At 37.6% G+C, this 24523-nt stretch carries 19 protein-coding genes and 1 rRNA gene; 18 read left to right on the top strand and 2 right to left on the bottom strand.

Annotated features, from left to right (window positions below):
• The first annotated feature begins 9 nt into the window (after positions 1 to 9).
• The 9 genes from yhbH (at position 10) to rlmD (ending at position 10938) form a co-directional block, all read left to right on the top strand.
• On the top strand, positions 10 to 1188 hold the full coding sequence (gene yhbH, locus BMZ99_RS11300; protein WP_090936874.1) for a sporulation protein YhbH: 1179 nt from the start codon (positions 10 to 12) through the stop codon (positions 1186 to 1188).
• Positions 1188 to 2471, top strand: coding sequence for a SpoVR family protein (locus BMZ99_RS11295; RefSeq protein ID WP_090936871.1), 1284 nt, complete (start codon positions 1188 to 1190; stop codon positions 2469 to 2471). The genes yhbH and BMZ99_RS11295 overlap by 1 nt, the downstream gene beginning before the upstream one ends.
• 180 nt (positions 2472 to 2651) lie before the next feature.
• On the top strand, positions 2652 to 2942 hold the full coding sequence (gene gatC, locus BMZ99_RS11290) for an Asp-tRNA(Asn)/Glu-tRNA(Gln) amidotransferase subunit GatC (RefSeq protein WP_090936867.1): 291 nt from the start codon (positions 2652 to 2654) through the stop codon (positions 2940 to 2942).
• A gap of 11 nt (positions 2943 to 2953) precedes the next feature.
• Positions 2954 to 4417: an Asp-tRNA(Asn)/Glu-tRNA(Gln) amidotransferase subunit GatA gene (gatA, locus tag BMZ99_RS11285; RefSeq protein ID WP_090936864.1), complete on the top strand. Its 1464-nt coding sequence runs from the start codon at positions 2954 to 2956 to the stop codon at positions 4415 to 4417.
• Positions 4418 to 4420: 3 nt separating this feature from the next.
• Positions 4421 to 5857: an Asp-tRNA(Asn)/Glu-tRNA(Gln) amidotransferase subunit GatB gene (gene gatB, locus BMZ99_RS11280; RefSeq protein ID WP_090936862.1), complete on the top strand. Its 1437-nt coding sequence runs from the start codon at positions 4421 to 4423 to the stop codon at positions 5855 to 5857.
• A gap of 139 nt (positions 5858 to 5996) precedes the next feature.
• Positions 5997 to 6677 carry a CPBP family intramembrane glutamic endopeptidase gene (locus BMZ99_RS11275; protein ID WP_090936859.1) on the top strand — a complete coding sequence of 227 codons (681 nt, stop codon included), beginning with the start codon at positions 5997 to 5999 and terminating at the stop codon, positions 6675 to 6677.
• 14 nt (positions 6678 to 6691) lie between these two features.
• The gene (locus BMZ99_RS11270) at positions 6692 to 6946 is read left to right on the top strand and encodes a hypothetical protein (protein ID WP_090936856.1); all 255 of its coding nucleotides are present in this window, start codon (positions 6692 to 6694) and stop codon (positions 6944 to 6946) included.
• 96 nt (positions 6947 to 7042) lie between these two features.
• Positions 7043 to 9463 carry a Lon protease family protein gene (locus tag BMZ99_RS11265; protein WP_090936854.1) on the top strand — a complete coding sequence of 807 codons (2421 nt, stop codon included), beginning with the start codon at positions 7043 to 7045 and terminating at the stop codon, positions 9461 to 9463.
• A gap of 95 nt (positions 9464 to 9558) precedes the next feature.
• Positions 9559 to 10938 (top strand): 23S rRNA (uracil(1939)-C(5))-methyltransferase RlmD, encoded by a 1380-nt coding sequence (gene rlmD, locus BMZ99_RS11260; protein ID WP_090936851.1) that lies wholly within the window; start codon positions 9559 to 9561, stop codon positions 10936 to 10938.
• A 272-nt stretch (positions 10939 to 11210) separates the two neighbouring features.
• On the opposite strand, the gene BMZ99_RS11255 is transcribed toward rlmD, so the two are convergent.
• Complete coding sequence (locus tag BMZ99_RS11255; protein ID WP_090936848.1) at positions 11211 to 13139, bottom strand: sigma 54-interacting transcriptional regulator; 1929 nt, start codon at positions 13137 to 13139, stop codon at positions 11211 to 11213.
• A 208-nt stretch (positions 13140 to 13347) separates the two neighbouring features.
• Here BMZ99_RS11255 and BMZ99_RS11250 point away from each other — a divergent pair, with 208 nt between their 5' ends.
• From BMZ99_RS11250 to BMZ99_RS26310, 8 genes are all read left to right on the top strand, one after another.
• Positions 13348 to 14775 (top strand): four-carbon acid sugar kinase family protein, encoded by a 1428-nt coding sequence (locus BMZ99_RS11250; protein ID WP_217645082.1) that lies wholly within the window; start codon positions 13348 to 13350, stop codon positions 14773 to 14775.
• A 28-nt stretch (positions 14776 to 14803) separates the two neighbouring features.
• Positions 14804 to 15190 (top strand): hypothetical protein, encoded by a 387-nt coding sequence (locus BMZ99_RS11245; RefSeq protein WP_090936846.1) that lies wholly within the window; start codon positions 14804 to 14806, stop codon positions 15188 to 15190.
• Positions 15191 to 15209: 19 nt separating this feature from the next.
• A complete protein-coding gene (locus tag BMZ99_RS11240; RefSeq protein WP_090936843.1) occupies positions 15210 to 16124 on the top strand; it encodes a dihydrodipicolinate synthase family protein in 915 nt (304 codons plus the stop codon).
• Between the two features lie 48 nt (positions 16125 to 16172).
• Positions 16173 to 17150 carry a hydroxyacid dehydrogenase gene (locus tag BMZ99_RS11235; RefSeq protein WP_090936840.1) on the top strand — a complete coding sequence of 326 codons (978 nt, stop codon included), beginning with the start codon at positions 16173 to 16175 and terminating at the stop codon, positions 17148 to 17150.
• A gap of 184 nt (positions 17151 to 17334) precedes the next feature.
• Positions 17335 to 18606 (top strand): MFS transporter, encoded by a 1272-nt coding sequence (locus BMZ99_RS11230; protein ID WP_217645081.1) that lies wholly within the window; start codon positions 17335 to 17337, stop codon positions 18604 to 18606.
• Positions 18607 to 18702: 96 nt separating this feature from the next.
• A complete protein-coding gene (locus BMZ99_RS11225) occupies positions 18703 to 19545 on the top strand; it encodes a class II fructose-bisphosphate aldolase (protein WP_090936834.1) in 843 nt (280 codons plus the stop codon).
• Positions 19546 to 19722: 177 nt separating this feature from the next.
• Complete coding sequence (locus tag BMZ99_RS11220) at positions 19723 to 21696, top strand: methyl-accepting chemotaxis protein (protein WP_090936831.1); 1974 nt, start codon at positions 19723 to 19725, stop codon at positions 21694 to 21696.
• Positions 21697 to 22399: 703 nt separating this feature from the next.
• Entirely contained in the window at positions 22400 to 22561 is a 162-nt protein-coding gene (locus tag BMZ99_RS26310) for a hypothetical protein (protein WP_175490532.1), read from the top strand.
• Between the two features lie 138 nt (positions 22562 to 22699).
• On the opposite strand, the gene BMZ99_RS11215 is transcribed toward BMZ99_RS26310, so the two are convergent.
• Positions 22700 to 22918 carry a hypothetical protein gene (locus tag BMZ99_RS11215; protein WP_090936828.1) on the bottom strand — a complete coding sequence of 73 codons (219 nt, stop codon included), beginning with the start codon at positions 22916 to 22918 and terminating at the stop codon, positions 22700 to 22702.
• Positions 22919 to 24357: 1439 nt separating this feature from the next.
• Between BMZ99_RS11215 and BMZ99_RS11210 the strand changes: the two genes are divergently transcribed.
• A 16S ribosomal RNA gene (locus BMZ99_RS11210) occupies positions 24358 to 24523 on the top strand; the annotation flags it as partial.

Raw genomic sequence — 24523 nt, 5'->3', positions numbered from 1 at the left:
TGACAAGTAGTGGCTATCTTTAAGGATGGAAATACGAATAGTTCAGATCGTTCGGCATGGGACCGCAAAAGACATCGTCAACTAGTGGAAGAAAGCATAAAAAAGAATTTAGGTGATATTATTGCCGAGGAAAGTATTATTGGGCAAAGTAAGGATAAAAAAATAAAAATTCCCATCAGAGGAATTAAAGAATATCAATTCATTTACGGAAAGAATGCCGGTGGCACAGGTTCTGGGGAAGGGCAGGAAGCAAAGGGGCAGGTTATTGGCAAGACGAATGGTCAGCCAGGGCAGCAGCCAGGACAGGGGCAAGCTGGTAATAATCCCGGTGAAGATGTTTACGAGACAGAAATAACCATAGAGGAACTTACTAGTTATCTTTTTGATGATTTACAATTACCGGATATGGAAAGGAAAAAGTTCGCGCAAATCGAGTCAGAACGCAAATTTAAGCGCTCAAGCTTTCAGCGCAAAGGGATTCCACCCCATTTAAATAAGAAAAGAACGTTGTCAGAAAAAATTAAACGTCAAAAAATGGCGCAGCGGGATAAATGTGATAGTGAGGAAAACGAATCTCCGGAACGTATACCTTTTCATGAAAATGACTTGCGCTATTGCCGCATAAAAGAAGATACCCGCAGGCATTCCAATGCGGTAGTAATTTGCATCATGGATACATCTGGATCGATGGATCAAACCAAGAAATATTTAGCGCGCAGTTTTTATTTTTTGCTGTACCAATTTGTGCGCTGGAAGTATGAACATGTTGAGGTAGCATTTATCGCTCATACGACCACGGCTCAAGAAGTGAATGAACAAGAGTTCTTCCATCGAGGCGAGACTGGAGGAACCTATATCAGCAGTGGGTATGAAAAAGCGTTAGAAATTATTGAACAGCGTTACAATCCAGCCATCTGGAATATTTATATCTTTCACTGTTCAGATGGTGATAATTGGGGTGAAGATAATGCTAAAGCTGTTGCTTTAGTAAATCAGCTTTGTACGATCAGCAATTTATTTGGGTATGGAGAAATAACAACCAGTAGCATGTATGGGAGTGCTATTAGCAAAGAATATGAAAAACAAATACACTTGGAGAATTTTATTATGGTTATGATGGGAGATAAAACAGATATTTGGCCGGCATTTAAGAAGATCTTAGATACGGAATCCGGAGGTAACAGCTGATGGCAGCCTATAGCTTAGATGAATTAGAATATTGGAATGATAAAATTGAAAAGTTAGTATGGGATGCAGGATTAGATTGTTATGAACAGCATTTTGAAATATGCAGTTATGAAGATATGTTGTGTTATGAGGCATACGTAGGTATGCCTTCCCATTATCCTCACTGGAGCTTTGGTAAGGCCTATGAAAGGCAAAAAACATTTTATAAATACAACCTTGTTGGATTACCTTATGAAATGGTGATTAACTCCGATCCTTGCATTGCTTATTTAATGCGGGATAATACCTTGCTCATTCATATTTTGACCATGGCCCACGTATACGGGCATAATGATTTTTTTAAGAATAATCGTTTATTTAAACGGGATACAAGGGCAAATCTGGAGATGGAAATGTTTAAGGCTCATGCGAACCGTGTCAGAGAATATATACAAGATCCCAGCATCGGTCCGGATAAGGTAGAGCGTATTTTGGATGCCGCACACGGACTTAAATTTCAAACGTGCAGGCATGGCGAAAGAAAGAAAATTTCTGAGGAAGAGGAAGGAACCGTTCCAGAACGGCTAAAAGATGATTTATTAGCTTTTCTGGCGGAGAAAGGAAAGCTGGCTGAATGGGAACGTGATTTAATTCATATCGTACGGGAAGAGACCATGTACTTCATTCCCCAATTGGAAACTAAGATTATGAATGAAGGATGGGCCAGCTACTGGCACTATCAAATTTTAAATCAGCTTGAGCTGCCACAGGGACTTCACTTGGAATTTTTACAACGCCATCATTTGGTGATACGGCCTCATCAAGGTCAGATTAATCCTTATTTTCTGGGCTTTAAGATGTTTGAATATTTGGATCAGCAGCCTGGGGGGCGAGAGAAGATTATGGCCATACGGTCTGAGGATCGGGATCAGTCTTTTATACGCCGTTATTTAAACCAGGAGTTGTGTGAGAAACTGCATTTGTTCTCTTATAGTGTGCAAGGCGATGATATCGTTGTAACAGAAGTTGCAAATGAAGAAGGCTGGAAAACCGTACGAGATAATTTGGCTAATGCAGTTGGATTAGGGAGTATACCAATTATTAGACCTGTAGGGGTGGAAGATGGTACCTTACTATTAGAGCATGTTTGTGATCACCGAGAATTGGAATTAAACTATGCCCAGGAAACCGTCAAATATATTGTTGATCTTTGGGGCGGAAAAGTCAATTTGCGAGTCAAGATCGATCATAATCCTAAAATCATTAGTTGTAGTGAAGGCAAAATAGTGAATATACATGATTGAGAAAGATAAAGATTGCTGCAACGCCCGATCTGCGCTGCAGCAATCTTTATCTGTAAGTGAAAAATATAATCCTCGCATCTTCGTGACTTAAAATGTTTTATTTTTGAATTTCTCTTAAACATGGTATAATATAGTTTATTATGAAATTTCCTAACAATACTAAGTTTGGATGGTGAGATTGTGAAGATTACATGTAAAGATGTAGCAAATGTTGCTTTATTGTCACGACTGGAGTTTTCCGAGAGTGAGCTTGAAACATTTACTGGACAAATGGACGCTATTTTAGAATATGCAGATGTTTTAAATAAGCTAAATGTTGATAATGTACAGCCTACTGCTCATGTGTTGCCGCTAAAAAATGTAATGCGGGCAGATGAAACAAAGCCATCGCTGTCTAGGGAATTAGCGTTGTCAAATGCACCTGAACAGGAAGATGGTTATTTTAAAGTTCCCAAGATCATGGAAGGATAAGGAGGATAAGCATGGAGTTATTTAAACATACAGCAAGTCAGTTGCATGAAAAAATAATAGAAAAAGAAATATCCGCTGTAGAATTAACAAAGGCTGTGCTAGGGCGGGTTGATTCTGTCGATAAAGATGTACAAGCCTACATTACCCGAACGAGTGAGACTGCTTTGGCTCAGGCTCAGGCAGTGGATAGTAAAATTCAGCGCGGTGAGAAGGTTTCTGTGCTTGCTGGTATTCCAGGAGCTTTGAAAGATAATATATGCACTAAAGGAATAAAAACAACTTGTGCTTCAAAGATACTAGCAACTTTTGTGCCTCCCTATGATGCAACCGTTGCTGAGAAATTGGCAGCAGAAGACGCTGTTATTGTTGGTAAAGCTAACATGGATGAGTTTGCTATGGGCGGTTCTACAGAAAACTCAGGATTTTTTCCTACTCATAATCCTTGGAATCTGGAAACTGTTCCAGGTGGTTCCAGTGGTGGTTCTGCGGCCGCGGTTGCAGCAGGAGAAGCAATTTGGGCGTTGGGGTCAGATACAGGTGGTTCGATCCGTCAGCCAGCAGCCTATTGTGGTGTAGTTGGACTAAAGCCTACTTATGGTCGTGTATCTCGTTACGGCCTGGTGGCATATGCTTCTTCTCTTGACCAAATTGGACCAATTACCCGTGATGTTACGGACAGTGCTCACGTGATGAATATCATTTCCGGTTATGATGCCAAAGATTCGACTTCGATTAATACTGGAGTGCCTGATTATACAAAATCATTGGTAAATAATATTAAAGGTTTGAAAATTGGTCTTCCAAAAGAGTATTTTGTTGCTGGGATGGATACTGAAGTAGAAAGAGCCATTAATAAAGCTATTGAACAATTAGTAGCCTTAGGTGCGGAATATAAAGAAATATCTATGCCGCATACGGAATATGCTTTATCAGCTTACTATATGATTGCTCCGGCTGAGGCAAGTTCTAATTTGGCTCGTTATGATGGCGTGAGTTTTGGTCATCGAGTAGAAGGCAATGATATTATTGATATGTATAAGAAAACTCGCAGTGAAGCCTTTGGCGCAGAAGTAAAACGACGTATAATGCTTGGTACATATGCGCTAAGTTCTGGTTACTATGATGCCTATTACTTAAAAGCCTTGAAAGTTCGCACTTTGGTTAAACAGGATTTTGACAAGGCGTTTGAGCAAGTGGACGTATTGATTACACCGACGGCACCTACGACTGCTTTTAAATTGGGTGAAAAGACGAATGATCCTCTTGCTATGTACTTGCAGGATGTGTGTACAATTCCTGTAAACTTGTCTGGAGTACCGGCTATTTCCATTCCATGCGGTTTTGCTGCTGGCATGCCTATCGGTATGCAAATCATCGGCAAACCTCTGGGAGAGGAAACGATCATTCGTGCTGCCTATACATTTGAGCAGAATAATGATTACCACAAGGGGTTTGCAACCCTAGGGGAGGTTTAATCGATGGATTATGAAATAGTAATAGGATTAGAAATTCATACAGAGTTAAAGACCAATTCAAAGATTTTCTGTGGCTGCAGTACAAAATTTGGCTCAGAGCAAAACACCAATGTTTGCCCGGTATGTTTGGGACTCCCTGGGGTTTTGCCTGTTATTAATGAAAAGGTTGTAGAATTTGCTGTGAAGGCAGGATTGGCTCTTAATTGTGAAATCTTGCCGTTTAGTAAGTTCGATCGTAAGAATTATTATTATCCTGATTTGCCGAAAAACTTCCAAACCTCTCAATATGACTTACCCATTGCTGTAAATGGGCATTTAGATATTGAGGTAAATGGAGAAACCAAACGTATTAATATTACTCGTATACATATGGAAGAAGATGCTGGAAAACTAGTGCATTCAGGTGCTACGATCAGCAGTTCGGATTCTGCATTAGTCGATTATAATCGTACAGGAGTACCATTATTAGAGATTGTTTCTGAACCAGATATTCGCTCCGCTGAAGAAGCCAGAGCGTATTTGGAAAAAGTAAAGGCTATTTTGGAATACTTAGACGTATCGGACTGCAAAATGGAAGAAGGCAGTTTGCGCTGCGATGCCAATATTTCCCTGCGCCCACATGGACAAGCTGCCCTTGGTACAAAAGCGGAAATTAAAAATCTCAATTCTTTCCGTTCTGTACAGCGTGGTATAGAGTATGAAGTGATTCGTCAGGAAGATATACTTGACGAGGGGGGAAGAGTGATCCAAGAGACACGTACTTGGGATGAAAATAAAGGGATCACTGCTTCTATGCGTAGTAAAGAGCAGGCCCATGATTATCGGTACCTGCCAGAGCCTGATTTGGTGCCAATTGTGGTTGACCCAGCTAGAGTGGCCGAAATTCGTGCCAATTTGCCAGAACTGCCTGATGCTCGCAGGCAGCGCCTAATGAATGATCACGGATTATCAGAATATGATGCTGGCATTATCACGTCTAGTAAAGCAGTTGCTGATTATTTTGATCAAAGTGTGCAAAATAATGGAGATGCAAAAGTAGTAGCCAATTGGTTAATGGGAGAAGTATCTAAACATTTAAATAGTGAAGGCATAACAATTTTGGACTGCCCTGTTTCACCGAAGCAATTGACAGAACTGCTTGCTTTAATTGAAAAGGGTATAATTTCTAATAAAATAGCCAAGGCCGTATTTGAAGAAATGTGGACCAGCCGCAAAGATGCAGAAGTGATTGTCAAAGAAAAAGGACTGGTGCAAATTTCTGATAGCAGTGAGATTGTTGCCATTGTAGAAAGTGTAATCGCAGCAAACCCTCAATCTGTAGCTGATTTTAAAGCGGGTAAAGACAAGGCCATAGGATTCTTAGTCGGACAAATTATGAAGCAAACAAAGGGACGAGCGAATCCGGATATGGTAAATACATTACTGCGTGAAAGATTATAATGTCATAGAGTGAAAAATAGCTTTTCTGCCGATACCAAGGCAGGGAAGCTATTTTTTGTTTAAAAATTTCCAAGCATGAAAGATGATTTGGACGTGCATAATGGTATTGATATGTCTTTCTAATTTAAGAGGTAGTATTATGCTAGAAAACAGAGTACCTTGGAATCTCAAGGATGTTTTTTCAATTCATGTATTGCGACTACTGGTAGGTTTATTCTTAGTACGAATTTTATATCCGATGATTTTTGTGGCGACACCTTTTGTCATAGAAGTGACTGACCGTTTGGTGGTATTAGCGCTAGTTTGTTTAGTAGTCCGAAGGCATAATGGCAACTTCAAAGCGCTAGGACTAACCTTTCAGCATTTTAACAGAAATTTATTCTATGGAATCGTTGTTGGTTTTATATTGCTAGGCTTGAGCATTTTTAGTGAAAGAATATATACAACAGTTCTTTTTCTCACACCTAGTCAGCATCCTTTAGTTGCCCAAGTTGAAAAAGCCATTTCATGGCGTGATTTAGCCTCTCCTTTATTCCTAGCTGGGGCATTAGCACCTTTGACAGAAGAAATACTATATCGATTGTTTACGTTTTTACCCATGAAAGATAAATGGGGATTTTGGGGAGGGGCGATTGCAAGTTCCTTTATTTTCGCACTTATGCATTTTAATTTGTATTGGCTTAGTGAGATGATTCTGGTTGGAGTGGGCTTGTCCTATCTTTACTATAAGACCGGCTCGCTTGTTAGTTCAATTGCTGCCCATTCGGTGCTGAATACATCTAAAGTTATTATGTTGTTTTTAGGGATATCATTTGTATAAAAGGAGATGAAGGTATGCCAAAATGTCAAAACTGTGGTAATATAAAAAGTTTCGGTGCAAGTCAGATTCCTCCCGCAGGTATGTATGCGAATGGTCCTCTATCAGGTATAATCGGAGAATTTAAAACGGATCGTGAACTGATGTGGGTCCATAGTTCTGGTGCTACAAAGTCCATGATTAATGCTGCATGCCACGAACCTCAGAAATTTTTTGACATATGTGTACAATGTGGTTATCAATCTGTTTTGTGGAATGAAGAAAACGAGTAACCTGCTCGAAGATGAAAGACAAAATTGAGAATGTAAAAGGGGTTTTTATGGAAATAGTCGAAGTATATCTTTAAAATGTAGAAAAAGGGAGCAGATATGATGACCAAATATCCTGAGCTGCCAGTAAATAAACTTCGTTTTACTTGTGATGAAAATTTGTTTCATTTTGAAACTACAGCGAGTATATCTCCTCTTGATGTAATGATTGGACAAAAACGTGCTGTTAAAGCGGTAGAATTTGGTTTGTTTGCAAAAAATCAAGGATATAACATCTTTATCTCTGGTCTGGTGGGAACAGGAAAAATCACTTATGCGAAAGCGGCTGTTGCTAAAGTTGCTAAAGAACAGGAACGTCCAGGAGACTGGTGTTATGTGAATAATTTTAAAAATAGCAGTCAACCTATCGCATTATTATTGCCAGCAGGCATGGGTCATGTATTTTGTCAGGATATAGAAGATTTAATCGAAGATATTAAGACTGAAGTTGGAAAGGTTTTTAGCAGCGATGATTATGAAAGTGCTAAAAATAATACCATAAAATCATTTCAAGAAAGACGTACGCTGATCATTGACTCTTTTAATGAAAAGGCCAGTGAGAATGGAATACTGCCACAATGGTCAACGACTGGTTTTGTTGGCATGCCTATGAAGGATGGAAAGACGCTAACGCCTGAGGAGTTTCAAAGTCTAGAAAAAGAAGAAAGAGAAGCTACTGAGAAAAAAATATTAGCTGTTCATGAAAAAGCCATGGAAGTGGTAAGGCGCATGCAGGAACTGGAAAGAGAAATGCGGGAAGAAATCCGGAAATTGGATGGTAAGGTAGGTTTGTTTGCTGCTGGCAGCATGATTGATGAAATACGGCAAAAATACCAAGATTATAGCGCTGTCGTAGAATATTTAGAAGCTGTAAAAGATGATGTTGTAAAAAACATTAATGATTTTAAGAACAACAGTGATGATGATCATAGTAATCCTCTTGCCTTTTTAAAAAAGAACACTCAAGAGTCTATTCGAGATAAGTATAAGGTTAATTTATTAGTGGATAATCGTGAGTTAAAAGGTGCTCCGGTCATTGTAGAAGCTAACCCTACCTATTATAATTTAGTGGGCAGGGTAGAATATGAAACACGTATGGGTATGGTAAGCACCGACTTTACTATGATTAAGGCAGGAGCCTTGCATAAGGCCAATGGAGGTTACCTTATTTTGAATGTACGGGATGTTTTAACAAACATCGGTGCATGGGAAGCGTTGAAACGGATTTTGAAAACACAAAAATTATATGTAGAAAATCTGAGTGAACAATATGGGATGATGGCGATGGCTTCATTAAAACCTCAGCCTGTTCCCGTTAATGTAAAAGTAGTTTTAATTGGTAACCCCTATTTATATTATTTAATGTACAACTATGACGAGGATTTTTGTAAATTATTTAAAATCCATGCTGATTTTGACACGCAAATGGATAGCAATTTAGATAATGTACAAAAAATGGCTAAGTTTATCAGTTCCGCAATTGAGACTAAAAAATTAAAGCATTTTGATCGTTCTGCAGTAGCTAGAGTGGTAGAATATTCTTGTCGATTAGCAGGCAGTCAGAAAAAATTAACCACTCGCTTTAGTGAAGTGGTAAAAATATTATGTGAAGCAGATATTTGGGCTACCATGAATCAGAATGATATTGTCACAGGAGAACATGTCAAGCAAGCGATAGAAGAAAAAAAATATCGCAGCAATAAATATGAAGAACACTTGCAGGAAATGATTGCTGATGGTAAACTCATGATTGATACGCAGGATAAAAAAATTGGGCAAGTGAACGGTTTAGCTGTTATGGCAGTTGGAGAGTATATGTTTGGAAAACCTTCTCGTATCACTGCTAATACTTATATGGGAAAGAGCGGTATTGTAAATATTGAGCGCGAAACCAAGATGAGCGGTACAAGTCATACTAAAGGTGTACTGATTTTAAGTGGCTATATAGGACAAAAATATGCACAAAAATATCCTTTGGTTCTTACGGCAAGTTTAACTTTTGAGCAACTTTACGGCGGCATTGATGGCGATAGTGCTTCTAGTACAGAGCTGTATGCGTTATTGTCTAGTTTAGCAAGTGTTCCGATTAAACAATCGATTGCTGTTACAGGGTCGGTTAATCAAAAAGGTGAAGTCCAGCCCATTGGAGGGGTAACAGAGAAGATTGAAGGATTTTTTAGCATTTGTAAAATGAAAGGCTTGACAGGTGAGCAGGGGGTTATGATTCCGTACCAGAATATAGATGAATTAGTACTCAATGATGAAGTCATTGAAGCAGTGAAACAGGGGCAATTTCACATATACGCGGTGAAGACAATTGACGAAGGCATAGAATTATTAACGGATGTACCAGCTGGTGAATGCCGTGTAGATGGAACTTATCCACCTGGCAGTATTCATTATTTAGTAGCTCAAAAGTTGAAAGAATATACCGATAGCTTTATTACATTAAGTAAAGCTGCAGCTGATACAAAACATTAATGATGTCTTATTGATAGGGTGCCTTACTCGGCACTCTTTATTTCTGGATAAAAAACTTGCTAAATACTCTTGATGTAATGGAAAGGTGAATTAAGATGGTAAAAGAAGAAAAACCGATTGTAAAAAATAATACATATGTCTTGGATATTGTTAGTTTGGGACATAGTGGAGAAGGTGTAGGAAAATATGAAGGGTTTACTGTTTTTGTACCTCATGGTTTACCGGGTGAACGGGTAGAAGTTACAATTACAGAAGTGAAAAAAAGTTATGCAAAAGGCAAGTTAAAAGCAATTTTAGAACCGATAGCTGCGCGCTGTCAGCCGCGCTGCACTATTTATTATGACTGCGGTGGCTGTCAATTGCAGCACATTGCTTATAATGAACAACTTATTTTGAAAAGGCAAACTGTGATTGATGCAGTGACTCGCATTGGAAAAATAAATGATGTAATTATTCATCCTACGATAGGAGCTGAAGATTCTTGGTATTATCGAAACAAAATGCAGTTTCCCATTGGTTCAGTCAACGGAAAGGTTGCAGTAGGCTGCTTTGCACAAGGCACTCATAACATAATTAATACGGAGCACTGTTTTATTCAGCATGAGGCTAATAATCTAGTTGCTCAAGCTTTGCAAGAGATTGTAACAGAGCTTGGCATTAGTACTTACGATGAACGTACGGGTCGGGGCATTATGCGTCATGTATTAGGGCGAGTAGGTACAGCTACTGATGAAGTTATGGTAGTTTTAGTAACAGCAACAGCTGATTTGCCTCACAAAGAGCGTATCATTGCCCACTTGCGTCAAAGAGTGCCCAAGTTGGTTAGTGTCATGCAAAATATAAATAGCAATAAGACGAATGTTATATTAGGAAATCAGACGAAAACCTTGTGGGGAGAAAGTTATATTACAGATACATTAGGCGAATTTACTTTTCATATCTCAGCTCGATCCTTCTTTCAAGTCAACACGAAGCAGGCAGAAGTGCTGTACAATAAAGCTGTAGAATATGCGGGGCTTTCTGGAGAAGAAATAGTAATTGACGCCTACTGCGGTACTGGAACCATTACATTGTTTTTAGCGCGTCATGCCAAAAAAGTATATGGAATCGAAATTGTTGCACCTGCTATTCGTGATGCTCAGCATAATGCGCAGATGAATCAAGTTTCCAATGTAGAATTTAGTGTTGGAGATGCGGTAGATAGCATGCCCAAAATGTTTAAAGAAGGTATCCGTCCGCAAGTCATTGTCGTTGATCCTCCCAGAGCAGGATGCGATAAACTAGTATTGGAGACCTTTGCAGCTATGCAAGCTGAGCGTATCGTGTACGTATCTTGCAATCCATCCTCTTTAGCTAGAGATTTAGCCTTATTAGAAGAGTTGGGATATAAAACCAAAGAAATTCAGCCGATTGACATGTTTTCTCATACATATCATGTGGAGTGTGTAGCGTTGATACAGCGCCGTACCTGCTAAAAAACCTCTTGAAATTTGTTGCTTTTACGACCATTTCAAGCTTGTAGAAAGTGTGGAAATGCGAATATTTTAGATGGAAATAGACGTTCAATGTTTGTGTTGGACGTCTATTTTTTTACTTAAAACAGAGGTTTCAAGCGGAAGCCAAAATACTAAAAGAACAATCTGAAAGAAAACAAATTCAATAAAGCAAGTCATAATGTAAGTATGGCGTTGACAAAGTTAAGGGATAAAAGTCCTTGGCTTCACCAATTTGATGGTATCGACTGAATTTAAAAGGTAGTTCTTTTAATTTGAATATTATAGTTTTGGAGTTTTCTATATAGGGTAGGCCTAGATATTCCTAGTATATCGGCTGATTTTTTGATGTTAAAATTTGAGCTTTCTAAGACTGAACGGATTTTGGCTTCCTCAGATAGTAGATTAAGCGAATTGTTTGTGGCACTGGAAAAAGTTGAATTTCTTGTATCATATTCTCTACTTTCCAGAAATTTTTGCAGGATATCTTCAGTAATGGTAGTTTTTCCTGTTGTTATCACAAGCCTCTCGATAAAGTGGTTGAGCTCGCGGACATTGCCTGGCCATGCATATTGCGTTAGATAGAAGTATGCGTCTGTAGTAAGCTCAATTTGCTTCTGATAAGTACGATTGTACAACTTGATAAAATGGTGGGCAAGGTATTCAACATCACCGCTTCTATCGCGCAAAGGTGGCAAATTTAGAACAAGTACTTTTAAACGATAAAATAAGTCTTGTCGAAAGTTCCCTTTATGGATTAGTTCTTCGAGATCTTTGTTGGATGCGGCAATGATGCGGACATCAATAGGGATATACTTGTTATCACCCAAGCGCATGATTTGTCTTTCTTGAAGGACACGCAACAATCTGGATTGTCCGTATTGGTCCATTTCGGAAATTTCATCCAAAAATAAAGTACCTCGATGGGCCATTTCAAACAATCCCTGTTTACCTTTTTTTGTAGCGCCGGTAAAGGCTCCTTCTACATAACCGAATAATTCGCTTTCCAGTAAATTTGGCGGCAAGGCTGCACAATTTACAGCAATAAAGGGGGCAGAGCTTCGTGAACTTAGGTTATGAATACTTTGGGCAAATAATTCTTTACCAGTACCTGAATTGCCGATGATTAAAGTAGTAACATCTACTTTGGAGATTTCGCTGGCAATTCTTTTAACTTCAGCTATCTGAGGAGAAATGCCAATAATATCTTGTAAATTATACTTAGCTATGAATTTTCGTGCTAATACTTCATTACGGATTTTAGCTTCGGCTTCTTGAATGCGGCTAATATCCTGAAAAGTAACAAAAGCGCCGATAGGTACGGAATCAACAATGATTGGTCCAATATTTACACTTATCCAGCGATGAGCTTGCTGTAGTACGTAGTCTTGAATTTGCTGACCTTCTGAAAGGCAGCTGTCAATGTTAGGCAAATTGAGAATGGCATCTAGCTCTCGTCCGATCATGTCTTTAGCGGAGCAATTTAACAATCGTTCGGCTGCTCGATTCAATATCAAGATTTTTTTGTCCTGACTGATACTGATAATACCTTCCATGGAATAGTCAATTAAGGCTTTGAATTTTTCAGCATTTTCTTTTTCTATTTGGCGTCCTTGGGCAATTTTTTGCGCTTCTAGCAAGGCTGTTTTTATCGCATGGTCTCCCGAATGAATCATTACAGTTTGTAAACCTTTTTGTTGAGCAAGCATGACGGTCTTATTACCGCCAAGGATGATATCGTAATGTAATTGCGATACCTTTTTAACCATTATGGAGATATCTTCATTTGTCTCTAGGCGATAAATTGTCAAGTCAATATTCAATATTTTTGCAAGCATTTCTACATCCGCAACCATATTATCAAAAGCAATAAAGGCAACTTTAGGGCTAGAAAGCCCAGTCTTGATTTTTGCTTCCTGAAATACATATGCCAAATCTTGGCCGGTAAAAACAACTTCTACAACTGGGATTTTTATATTTGCATCAATGATTAATTGTGCCAATCCACCTCTAGCGATAATAACATCTGTGTCTTGTGACTGCAGGTGATGGGCTAATGCAGTGGCATTTGACAACTGGCAGAAGTTGAGATGTACTTTATCCTCCAAGCCAAGGTCGGACGTACTTACTTTTACTTGTTCTAAAAAAGTTTGATCGGAAGTAATGAAAGCAATTTTGGACATGGTTATCACCTCGTGACTCTAGAGTCAAATTATCTATTTACTAGAAAATAGGTAGTTTCTTGATATTGCAATTGTAACATAAATGAATTACAACTGTAATGCAGAAATATTTACAGTTGTAATATTTCTGCGCAATAAATTCAGTAAAATCAATGTTTTCGGATTTGGCATGAAATTTGCTATATAAATAAACAGGAGGTGATAAATATTGAAAAAAGTTTCCTATAAACAAGTGATGGAACAATACCCTCAGACTATGGGAAAAGAGGCAGATACCTTAGTAGATAAAGAACTACAGAAATCGGGTATAAAGCTAGTGGTGCTTGATGACGATCCAACGGGAATCCAAACTGTTCATGGAGTTTCTGTCTATACTGATTGGACAGAAAAGAGTATTTTAGAGGGATTTCTAGAAGAACGGCGGATGTTTTTTATCCTGACAAACTCGCGGGCTATGACATCCGAGCAATCTGCAAAAGTTCATGTTGAAATTGCAAAGAATATTGTTAGTGCTGCAAAAGCAACTGGAAAAGGCTATATGATTATTAGCAGAGGGGATTCCACTTTACGCGGGCATTATCCTCTTGAAACAAATGTGCTAAAACGTATCATTGAGAAGCAAGAACACAGCATAATCAATGGTGAGATCATCTGTCCATTTTTACCGGAAGGGGGCAGGTATACTGTTGACAATATTCATTATGTTATGGAAAATGAATTTTTGATTCCTGCTGCCGATACAGAATTTGCAGAAGACAAGACGTTTGGATATGTAAATTCACATATGGGAATGTGGGTAGAGGAAAAGACACAGGGTGAATATACTGCTGATTCTTTGACGTATATATCGCTTGATGAACTGCGAAGTCGATCTGTTGAGAATATCTGTGAAAAGCTGATGCAGGTAGAGCGCTTTTCAAAAGTAATTGTAAATGCGTTAGATTATTATGATTTAAAGATATTTACAGCTGCGTTATACAAAGCAATTCGTCAAGGAAAGCGATTTATGATAAGGTCTGCGGCCAGTATTGTAAAAGTTCTTGGTGGTATAGAAGATCGCCCACTTCTTAGCCGAGATGAACTGGTCGATAGGGAAAATTCAAATGGTGGTATTATTCTTGTGGGTTCCCATGTGAAAAAGACAACTATGCAATTAGCTAAGTTGAAAGAATGTCCGAATATCAAGTTCATTGAATTCGATGTCCATTTAGTGCTTGATGATGTTCTTTTTAAGGTCGAAGTACAGCGAGTAATCACTGAAACAGAAGATGCTATTGCCTCTGGTTGCACTGTCACAGTTTTTACCCGTCGCGAAAGGTTGGATTTGAATACAGGCAACAAAGAAGACGAACTGCAGATAGCTGGAAAAATTTCAAATGCAGTAACAAGTATTGTAACTAATCTTAAAGTTAGGCCTAATTTTATTATTGCTAAAGGTGGAATCACGTCCAGTGATGTAGGAACCAAGGGCTTAAATGTAAAAAAAGCACTTGTTTATGGGCAAATCTTGCCAGGTATCCCCGTATGGCTTACTGGCGAAGAAAGTAAGTTTCCTAATATGCCATATGTAATATTTCCTGGAAACGTTGGAAGTGAAACAGCTCTAAAAGTAGCTGTAGAAAAAACGCAAAAATAATTATACTGCATAAAAGGAGGATTTTGTTATGAGGATTGTTGAGAGAGAAGACATTTACAAAAATATGCTGCCAGGGAGAATTATTGCTGGTGCGGTAGGTAAAAACTCGGCTATTAGCAGTGAAAAAATGACCGTTTCTTTTGCTACATATTCGGAGGAAAGTGGTCCTATGGAACCACATAATCATGCCGAGGAAACAGTTGTAGTTCTCGATTGCCGGAATGGATGGGTGAGAAGAGGACCTTCAAAAGATAATTTAAATGAAAAACATTTATTAAAAGAAGGCACAGTTATGTATTTTGATGAACTTGAATGGCATGTTTTTGAATATGGAGAAGACGGCTATATTGATGCGCTTTGCATTTATGGCCAGGTAGACAATATTCGACCTGAAGATATTAAATCCCAAAAATAAGAATGAGGAGAGAATACACATGAAAAAGAAGATTATTGGTGTGATTCCGCCGATTATTACACCGGTGGATGAAAATGAAAATGTAGATGAAAAAGGATTGCGTAAACTTGTCCGCAGATGTATTGATACAGGTATTCATGGCATTTTTGTTGCAGGATCCAATGGGGAGACCATGGCGCTTACCCAGAAAGAGAGAAATCGGGCGATTCAAATTACACTAGATGAAGCTAAGGAACAAGTGCCCGTAATTTGCGGTGTTATGGATGCGAGTACCCGACGTGTCATTGAAAATATTAAGGAATTAGAGCAAATGGGCGGTAAGGTTGCAGTTGTAACCCCAGTTTTCTATGCGCGGCATGCAACTCAGGATGAGACGGTTCGTCACTTTGAAGAAATTGCCCGCCAGACAGAAATTGATTTGATGATATATAATATTCCACCATTCACTGGACAGACTCTTACTCCTCAAACAATTTTTAAAATCGCTAAAATAGACAAGGTTATTGGCTATAAGGATACAACAGGGCGCTTCCCAGATTTCCTCCAATGCCTAGAACACTTTAAAGGTACGGACTTTGTCTTACATCAGGGGGCAACCAATCTTGCGGCAGCAAGTCTTCTACTAGGTGCGGATGGCTATATTCCTTCCATGGCACCGTTATATCCTAAACCGTTCATTAAGCTTTTTGAATATGGTCAAAAAGGTGATATTCAAAAAACCAAATTCTATGATCATATTGTTAGTCTGACATCGGCAATCTGGCCAATGGCTAAAAGTCAGACAGCTTCGACTAAATATGCGCTTAGCAAATTAGGGTTTGACCATCGGGTTGTTCAGCCTTCCGAATCAATTACGAATGAGCAGATGAAAGCAATTGACAAAAAAATGGCGGAGATTGAAAAATATCTGGCAGAAAATGATTTGCTTAATTAAAGACGCAGGTAAGTAGTATTGAAACTCACACAAAAAGGAGGATGTAGGATGGCAAAGACTGTATTAATGTCACATGCTTTATATGAAACAGGAATGGAATTATTATATAAGAATGCCAATGTTATCGTTGCCAATAATAGTGATATGAGCACTATTATTAATGATCTAAAAAAAGCAGATGGATTAATTCTGCGTGTCGGCAGAATTACACGTGAGATTATGGAACAGTGTCCAAATCTTAAAGTGATTGCGCGCCCGGGTGTTGGTGTAGATAATGTGGATCTGCAAGCAGCCACAGAACTTGGCATACCTGTTGTCATTGCGCCAGGAACAAACAAAAGATCCGTTGCGGAACATGCCGTTGGGATGGCATATGCGATAACAAAAAATATTGTGGAAAGCCATAAGGAAACATCTGAGGGCAATTTTAATATACGGAATAAATATATGGCTATTGAATTGGAGCAACACCATGTAGGCATTGTAGGATTTGGCAGTATCGGTAAAGAAACTGCTAAAATATTCTCCAATAATGAAATGCATGTGCATGTGTATGACCCTTTTATATCACAAGAAGTAGTGGAAAAAGAGCATCATTACATATATCATGCTGAATTGGCAGATTTACTCAGTGCTTGTGATGTAATATCACTGCATATGCCTTCTCTTCCTGAAACACAAGGGATGTTCAATGCCGAGCGATTTGCCCAAATGAAAGATGGCATATTTATAGTTAATTGTGCACGTGGTGACATTATTGTTGAAGAAGCATTTTATGAGGCATTGAAAAGTGGTAAAGTAGCTGGTGCGGCTGTTGATGTTCTGTGTTCAGAACCGATGGACATAAATAGCAAGCTTTTTACTCTGCCTAATTTTATTGCTACGCCACATATGGCAGCGCTTACTAAGGAAAGCGCTGACCGTACTGCACGATTGACTGTGGAAGGTACCTTGGCTGTTTTGCGAGGAGAAAAGTGGGATAAGGTGGTCAATCCAGAAGTGTATCAGCATAAGCGCTGGCAATAACTAAAAAAGATATAGAATATTCCCTTTTAATGATGCTGGTTTAGATTTCAGTATCATTAAAAAGGGAATTAAGTCAAAGATAAATTAGTTTATATCATGTATGTTAATGGAAATAGTAAAAATTTTCGAAATAGTAATTTTGTTTTAAAATATAAAATTAAGATAAATGAGGGAGATGAAAGCAATGAATAATCATGCGAAAATTCCAAATAAAAGATGGATACATATTATACCGGCAACTATTATATTGTATATTATGACATTTATGGATCGTATGAATATAAGTTTTGCAATCGCCGGGGGGATGCGAGAAGAATTAGGTTTAAGTATGACGATTGCCGGCCTGGCGGCAGGGCTTTTTTTTATTGGTTATATGTTCTTGCAAATTCCAGGAGGTTATATAGCAGAGAACAAAAGCGCGAAAAAGTTTATAACATACACTATTCTTGGCTGGGGTACACTGACAGTTATCAATGGATTTGTTACGAAAGAATGGGAATTGCTTGTAATTCGTTTTTTGTTAGGCTTTGTAGAGGGTGGGGTTTATCCTGCGATTCTTGTTATCTTGGGCAATTGGTTTCCTGCTAATGAAATTGGCAGAGCCAATGCAATGTTTATGACAAGTACTTCACTTGCAGCTATTATCACAAATCCCATTTCTGGTTGGATTGTCGAAAATTATCATTGGCAATGGTTGTTTATTGTAGAAGGCATCTTATCTTTACTTTTGATTTGTATTTGGCTGCCATTAATTGAAGATACACCGGAAAAAGCGAAATGGCTGTCAAACGAAGAAAGAGAATATTTAGTATCTACCTTGAAAAAGGAGAAAGAGTCAGCGTTAGAAGAAATGAAACGAAACCATATTAAAGTGTCTTATAAAGAGCTTCTTTGCAATAAAAACATGTGGCTGCTCATCTTGATATTCAATTGTGGTATGATAGGCGCTTACGGATTTAATCTTTGGCTGCCGACAATTTTGAAGAGCCTTACCAAGACAGGTATGACACAAGTCGGATTTTTAAGTACTTTGCCTTATATCACCTCTATTGTTGGTTTATATGTTATTGGGTATTTTTCTGACAAAACTCAAAATCGCAGGTTCTTTACGGCATTTCCGCTAGCGTTTTTTGGTATAGGTTTGTGGCTATCAGCTATATTTTCTGATAATACTTGGCTGTCCTTTGGTATTATGGTTATTACTGGATTAGCTATCAAATCAATGCCGTCTTCATTCTGGACAATGGTTCCAATGTTATTCCCGCCGGGATCTATTGGCGCTATTAGAGGCTTTATTAATGCACTTGGCAATATAGGAAGCTTTATTGGGCCATATATGGTTGGTTCGGTAACAAGCGCTTATGGCATAAAATATGGTTTGTACAGTCTAGTTGGGGCATTGTTGCTGGGCGCTGTTTTAACACAGTTTTTACCAGCTAAAACTGCAGGAAAATAACACGTCAATTTTAATACAAGAAAAATTAAGTATTGTAATATAAGTACGGTAAGTAGCTAAAAAGATGTTGAATTTTATTATTAAGCAGGTGATGTTATGTTGGTTGATTTAAATAAAATGTTAGAGCATGCAGTGAAAAATAATTGCGCAATTGGCTCTTTTAACGTGTATAATTTGGAATCCATTCAGGCAGTTGTAAAAGCTGCGCAAGCAGTTGGCCAGCCAGCAATTATTTCCTTTGGTGAATCTTATATACAACATGCGTCGCTTGATGTGATTGCTGCAATTGTAAAAAAATATTGTATTGATACTGAGATACCTTTTGTTTTGCATCTGGATCATAGCAAACATTTTGAAACAATTGTAAGAGCGATTAGCGCTGGATTTACATCGGTAATGTACGATGGCTCCTCTTTGCCATTAAATGAAAATATTGAAAAAACCAGATATGTGGTGCAGATTGCTCATGTGGCTGGTGTAAGTGTTGAAGGTGAACTGGGTTATATGAATAACGAAGATGGATCGGCGTCGCCAGGACTTTCTTTAGAAAAAGGATATACAAAACCGGAAGATGCTAAAAAATATGCAGAAGCCTCCGGCATTGATGCATTGGCAATTGCTATAGGCAATGCACATGGTATTTATAAAGGCATACCAGAGCTTGATTTTAAACGTTTAGCTGAGATTTCTTCAGTCGTAGATATTCCTTTGGTATTGCATGGCAGCTCGGGTATTCCCATACCCGAGCTGCAAAAAGCTATTGCCTTAGGAATTCGAAAAATAAATATCAATACAGAGATATCGACACAGGCGATTAAGACGGCTCGTCAATTTTTAGATAAAAATAAACAAGAGAATCTTCGTTTTGAAACCTTAGCGAAAAGCGCTGAACAAACAATGAGTAAGGTTATAAAAGATTATATAAGCATATTAAATTAACAAAAAATATAAAAGTGGGAGATTTTGACTTAATTGTGAGTTGGGATGTAACTTGTTTGAGTTTTATCTACTTTTATAGGTAACATTTGTTAAAAAAAGATACCTTTTGACCAAGTGGTATAAGGGTCTTGCGGCGTAATAAAGTTCGCAAAGAAACTTAAAAAATGGAGGAATGCAATGAAAAGCATTCAGACAAAGTTAATTGCTTCGATTCTTACTTTTTTTCTTATCTCTCTAATGGCTCTTGGTGGTTTAAATTATTGGAAGGCCAGAGAAATTATTACCAATGGTGTCAAAGACGATATGCAACGTCTAGCCCAAGATAATGGTGAATTTGTAAGTCTTTGGTTGGAATCTTACAAGCAGGAATTGTTAATGCTGGCTGTTGCACCTGTTTTTCAAAGTGGGAATAAGGAAGATATGATACCTTATCTTGCGCAGGCACTAAATAAAAACAAGGAATACGATGGGATTGCTTATCATAGTGATGACGGTCTATTTATAAATGGAAGAGGACTTAAAGGAAACAATGCCGATAGGCCATACTTCCAGAACGCTATGAAAGGTCGTATCACTGTATTTGGACCGCATACATCCCGGATGACTGGAAGAACAATAGTGACAATTGGTGTTCCGGTTAAGCAGGGCGAAAAAATAGTCGGTGTGATTACGGGGTCTATTGATATTACGTCTCTTATAGACAGGATTTCCCAAATAACTGTAGGCCAGACGGGGCATGCATTTATTGTGCAGCGCGATGGTTTAATTATTATGCATCCGGATAAAGATATAGCGATGAAAGTTAATCCACTAGAGAATTTTAATGCAGATTCAACTTTTAAAGAGGTAGTTGAGAAAATCGTTAATACGGAAAAAGGGGAACTGTCTTTACAGATACAAGGTATTGCAAGATCTTACGCATTTGCATGTATCCCGAATACAAATTGGAGCATGGTTGTTACGGTGCCTCAAGATGAGGTTACCAGCCAAGTTTCTGCCCTTACTACAATTACTCTTTTTACTATTGTTATTGTCTTAGCAACTGCCGCATCATTTATAGTTTTGTTTTCCAGAAGGATAGCAAAACCAATACAGGTTCTTGAATGTGCAGCTACACAAATTGCAGACGGAAATATTTCATTGTCCAATTTCAATATTAAATCTAATGACGAAATTGGCCGTCTCAGTCATTCATTTGAAATTATGACAGCAAATCTTCGTAAACTGGTTCATCAAATAGCAGGTGCGACTGCGCATGTATCCGCTGCCTCTCAGCAGCTTACGGCTAATTCAGAACAGTCTGCTCAAGCTTCAAACCTTATTGTTGTATCAACGACAGACGTAGCCGCAAGGGCCAATGATCAGGTTGCAGCAGCCACGGGTGCACTCATTGTTGTTGAGCAAATGGCAGACAGCCTCCAAAGTATTGCTGCAAAGGCAAATCAAGTATCTGTTAGGTCCAACCAGGCTGCAGAAAAGGCTAAGGTTGGAGGCAAGGTCGTTAATGAAGCGATTATACAGATGAAACGAATCGAAAAAACTGTTGTAGAATCAGCTGATGTTGTAAAAGCATTAGGCGAGCGTTCTAAGGAAATTGGCCAAATTGTTGATACTATATCTGGTATTGCCGGACAAACCAATCTATTGGCGCTGAATGCAGCTATTGAGGCAGCAAGAGCTGGTGAGCAGGGACGAGGCTTTGCGGTTGTAGCAGATGAAGTTCGGAAGTTAGCCGAACAATCTCAGGAATCTGCCAAAAAGATAGCTGAGCTCATTAATCATACGCAAAAAGAAGCAGATAAAGCGGTTTCAGCTATGGGCAGTGGTACGCATGAAGTCAAAAATGGAGCGGAGGTTGTTTTTGCTGCGGGAACGGCTTTTTGTGAAATTGTAGAACTGGTAACTAAAGTATGTGAACAAATAAACGATATTTCTGTAAACATGCAGCAGACAGCTTCTAGTAGCCAATACATTGTCCAAGAAGTACTGAAAATTAGCAATCTTGGTAAAAAATCTGCTGATGAAGCAGGAAATGTTTCAGTAGCTGCCGAAAAACAATTAGCGTCCATGGAAGAAATTGCATCGTCAAGTCTAGCTTTAGCAAAGTTGTCAGAAGAATTACAGGAAGTTGTGTCTAAATTTCAAGTATAATTCAATTCCAAAATCCTTTAAAAACGAGCGGCTTAGGGTCGCTCGCTTTATATTGTCGCTAGCACTTTGCTGAGGCGAATTTTTAGTACTTAAGCACATACAAATGAGATAGTACTCAATGCAATTTTCTCTAATGAATTTTATCACCTCATGTATAAAATAAAGTTTGTTTATACATAATGATAAATAAGAGTGATTTTCTTTGTTGTCTAAAAAAATACTGACTGCTTGAAATAAGCAGTCAGTATTTTTTTGCTATGTAAGCAATAATTTGGAGATGTTGCTATATCATATTCATTCTATCGCTATTTGTGTAAGAAAATAAAAAAATAGCTCTCCTTAGGAGAGCCAAAAAAAAATGGGAGAGAAGAAGTGTTAAAAACGACAAGAGAGGTCGTCAATAAAAGTATGTCCAGGTAAACCAGATTCTATACGTTAGTAATTAATAACAATATCTAACGATGTCAAGCTAGTAGTGTAGATAATTATCTAAGCTTGCACCTAATAGAGCCCGAACGGATAAATTTTAATGATTTCTCTATTTATAATCGCATTTTTGATAAAAATACACTAATTAATCTACAAAAACCAATTAGAAAGGATAATATTGCCTGCTATTGGATAAGATAGAAGTATATTCCGAATCATCAGACAATAAAGGGAGAGGGTTATCATAAATAAGAACACTGATTTTACTACTCCAATGTTCAGTAATGACAAATCTTCAGCAATTGTTGTATCTAATGGTGGATTTTTTTTCTTAAATTTCAAAACAAAACAAGGTAAAATTATTGGGCAGACAAAGAGTGAGGCAATGGAACAGTTAAGCAATATGGATAAGGTTGATGATTTTCCGCATTTCTAAAGATTTTAGGATTTTTGCTAAAAAACGTTGCAAAAAATAATGTATTGTAATAATATTAGGAACCATGTCTAAAGAGAAAAAACTCTAAGATATGGTTTTCTTTTGATATAATTAAACTATCTAGATGAATTATATCTTTTATATGATACCACCAAAAAAGGAAACAATAATTGCAAGTAGTATCCATATATATATTACTGTTGCAAGAATCATTTTCCAAGGTGTTTTAGAACGGAAGCCTGGTAGATACCTCCAATTAGGTATTGGACCTTCAACCTCTAGATCCATTTTATAGCCGCAATGAGGGCAATGTGAAAAATTAAATCGTGTACTTGTACCGCAATTTGGACACTTCATATTAACACTCCTCGTCTTTTGGTTTTGTAAGCACAGTTAATTGTTTGGTTACATAGTATGTAGTAAAAAATATTTGAGGTGTTGAGCGTGACTTTAGAGGATTCAGTCATGGTATCAGCTATGATAGTAGTTTTAGTTTCAAGTATGGATTTAATTATATCCTCTGACATGCCTTTAAATACATCAATGATGGTTTCCAGCATGGAATTGCTTAAGGTTTCAGGGATAATAATTGGTGCCAGGTTTCTCACAAAATAATAAGAATAGTAGTCGTCTATCTTTAAGTTTAAGGAAGGCGGCTATTATTTATTTTCGTCATAGTTTCGTCATAGTTTTTTTGTAATATAAAAGTAAGTAATCAGACAACTGGTATTTCATGATGATTATATTTATCTATAAGTAAGGAGATGGTACTGTGATTTTAGGTGATTGGTTATTTAACATAGTCCATATTATATTAACAGCAGGCTTAGTGTTATATCTTTATAGTCTTAGCGAATTATCAGATAAATAATTTATCCTTTTATAAGGATTGTGGATATTTTTGTAAACCGAATATATTTGATATATGATCTTTCAGAGCCCGCTGTGCTAAACATTTTAATAAAAAATAACACAAAAGTACATGTGTGTTTATATAGCAAACATTAAAATAAAAATGTGCAATAATCATATGGAAATGTGTTTGAATTGTAACAATTATCTTGTATAATATATTTAACAATATATTTGATTATGATAAGGTGCGAAGAGGTGACTTATGACTCATAAAAATAAAGAATTTGAATGGAAAAATAATCCAATTGTGGTTTTTGCAGGAGTGTTGGCAGTATATACTGCTGGCAACTCAATTATTACATTGTTTAGTTAGTACAAATAAGCAAATTTTTAAATTTCGTGGTCGTCTATCTGGAAAGGTAGGCGATTTTTTTATTTTACCCTGTAGCATTTAAAGTAGTAGCTGAAAAAAATATATTTTAAGATAATCTTGACGAAGAATGTTAGCTCGATAATACAAAGTGTTCAGAAAATTTTTATTGCAGAAATAAGTACTGGTAAGGACTTAATTAATATATTCAATTAGTAAAGAAAGTACTTTTTTCAAGTAATATAAACTTTGTGAGAGTAATTTGTAATAAGTGTTGACATAGAGTGTCGTATCGTGTTAATATGAGCAAGTCGTTAAAAACGATAGCGAAACAATAAAAAAAGTATTGACACTTTTTGTTGAAAATGATATACTTTAAAAGTTGTCGCAAAAGTGATAACGGTCTTGTGAAAAACATGTGTTCCTTGAAAACTAAACAATGTAAGTAAGGTTAAAATAAGCCAGATGTGCGGTACTCGTTTTGGAGTACAAAACAGTTGGTTCATGTAAATGAACTAACACAAACAATTTGTTTTTTTTAAAGAGCCATCAAGGTTCTTCATAAATAACTTTTATGGAGAGTTTGATCCTGGCTCAGGACGAACGCTGGCGGCGTGCCTAACACATGCAAGTCGAACGGTCTGGTATTCAACACTGAATATTTAGCGGTGTAGCCAAGCGTCAAGCGCGAAAGAAGAGAGCGCTTCACGCATTTAACAAGTGGCAACACAAAAGCT

It is taken from the genome of Pelosinus propionicus DSM 13327 (assembly GCF_900114615.1).
GTDB lineage: Bacteria > Bacillota > Negativicutes > DSM-13327 > DSM-13327 > Pelosinus > Pelosinus propionicus.
The sequence above is the reverse complement of the archived record's forward strand: the minus strand, read 5'-3'. Positions and strand labels throughout refer to the sequence as shown.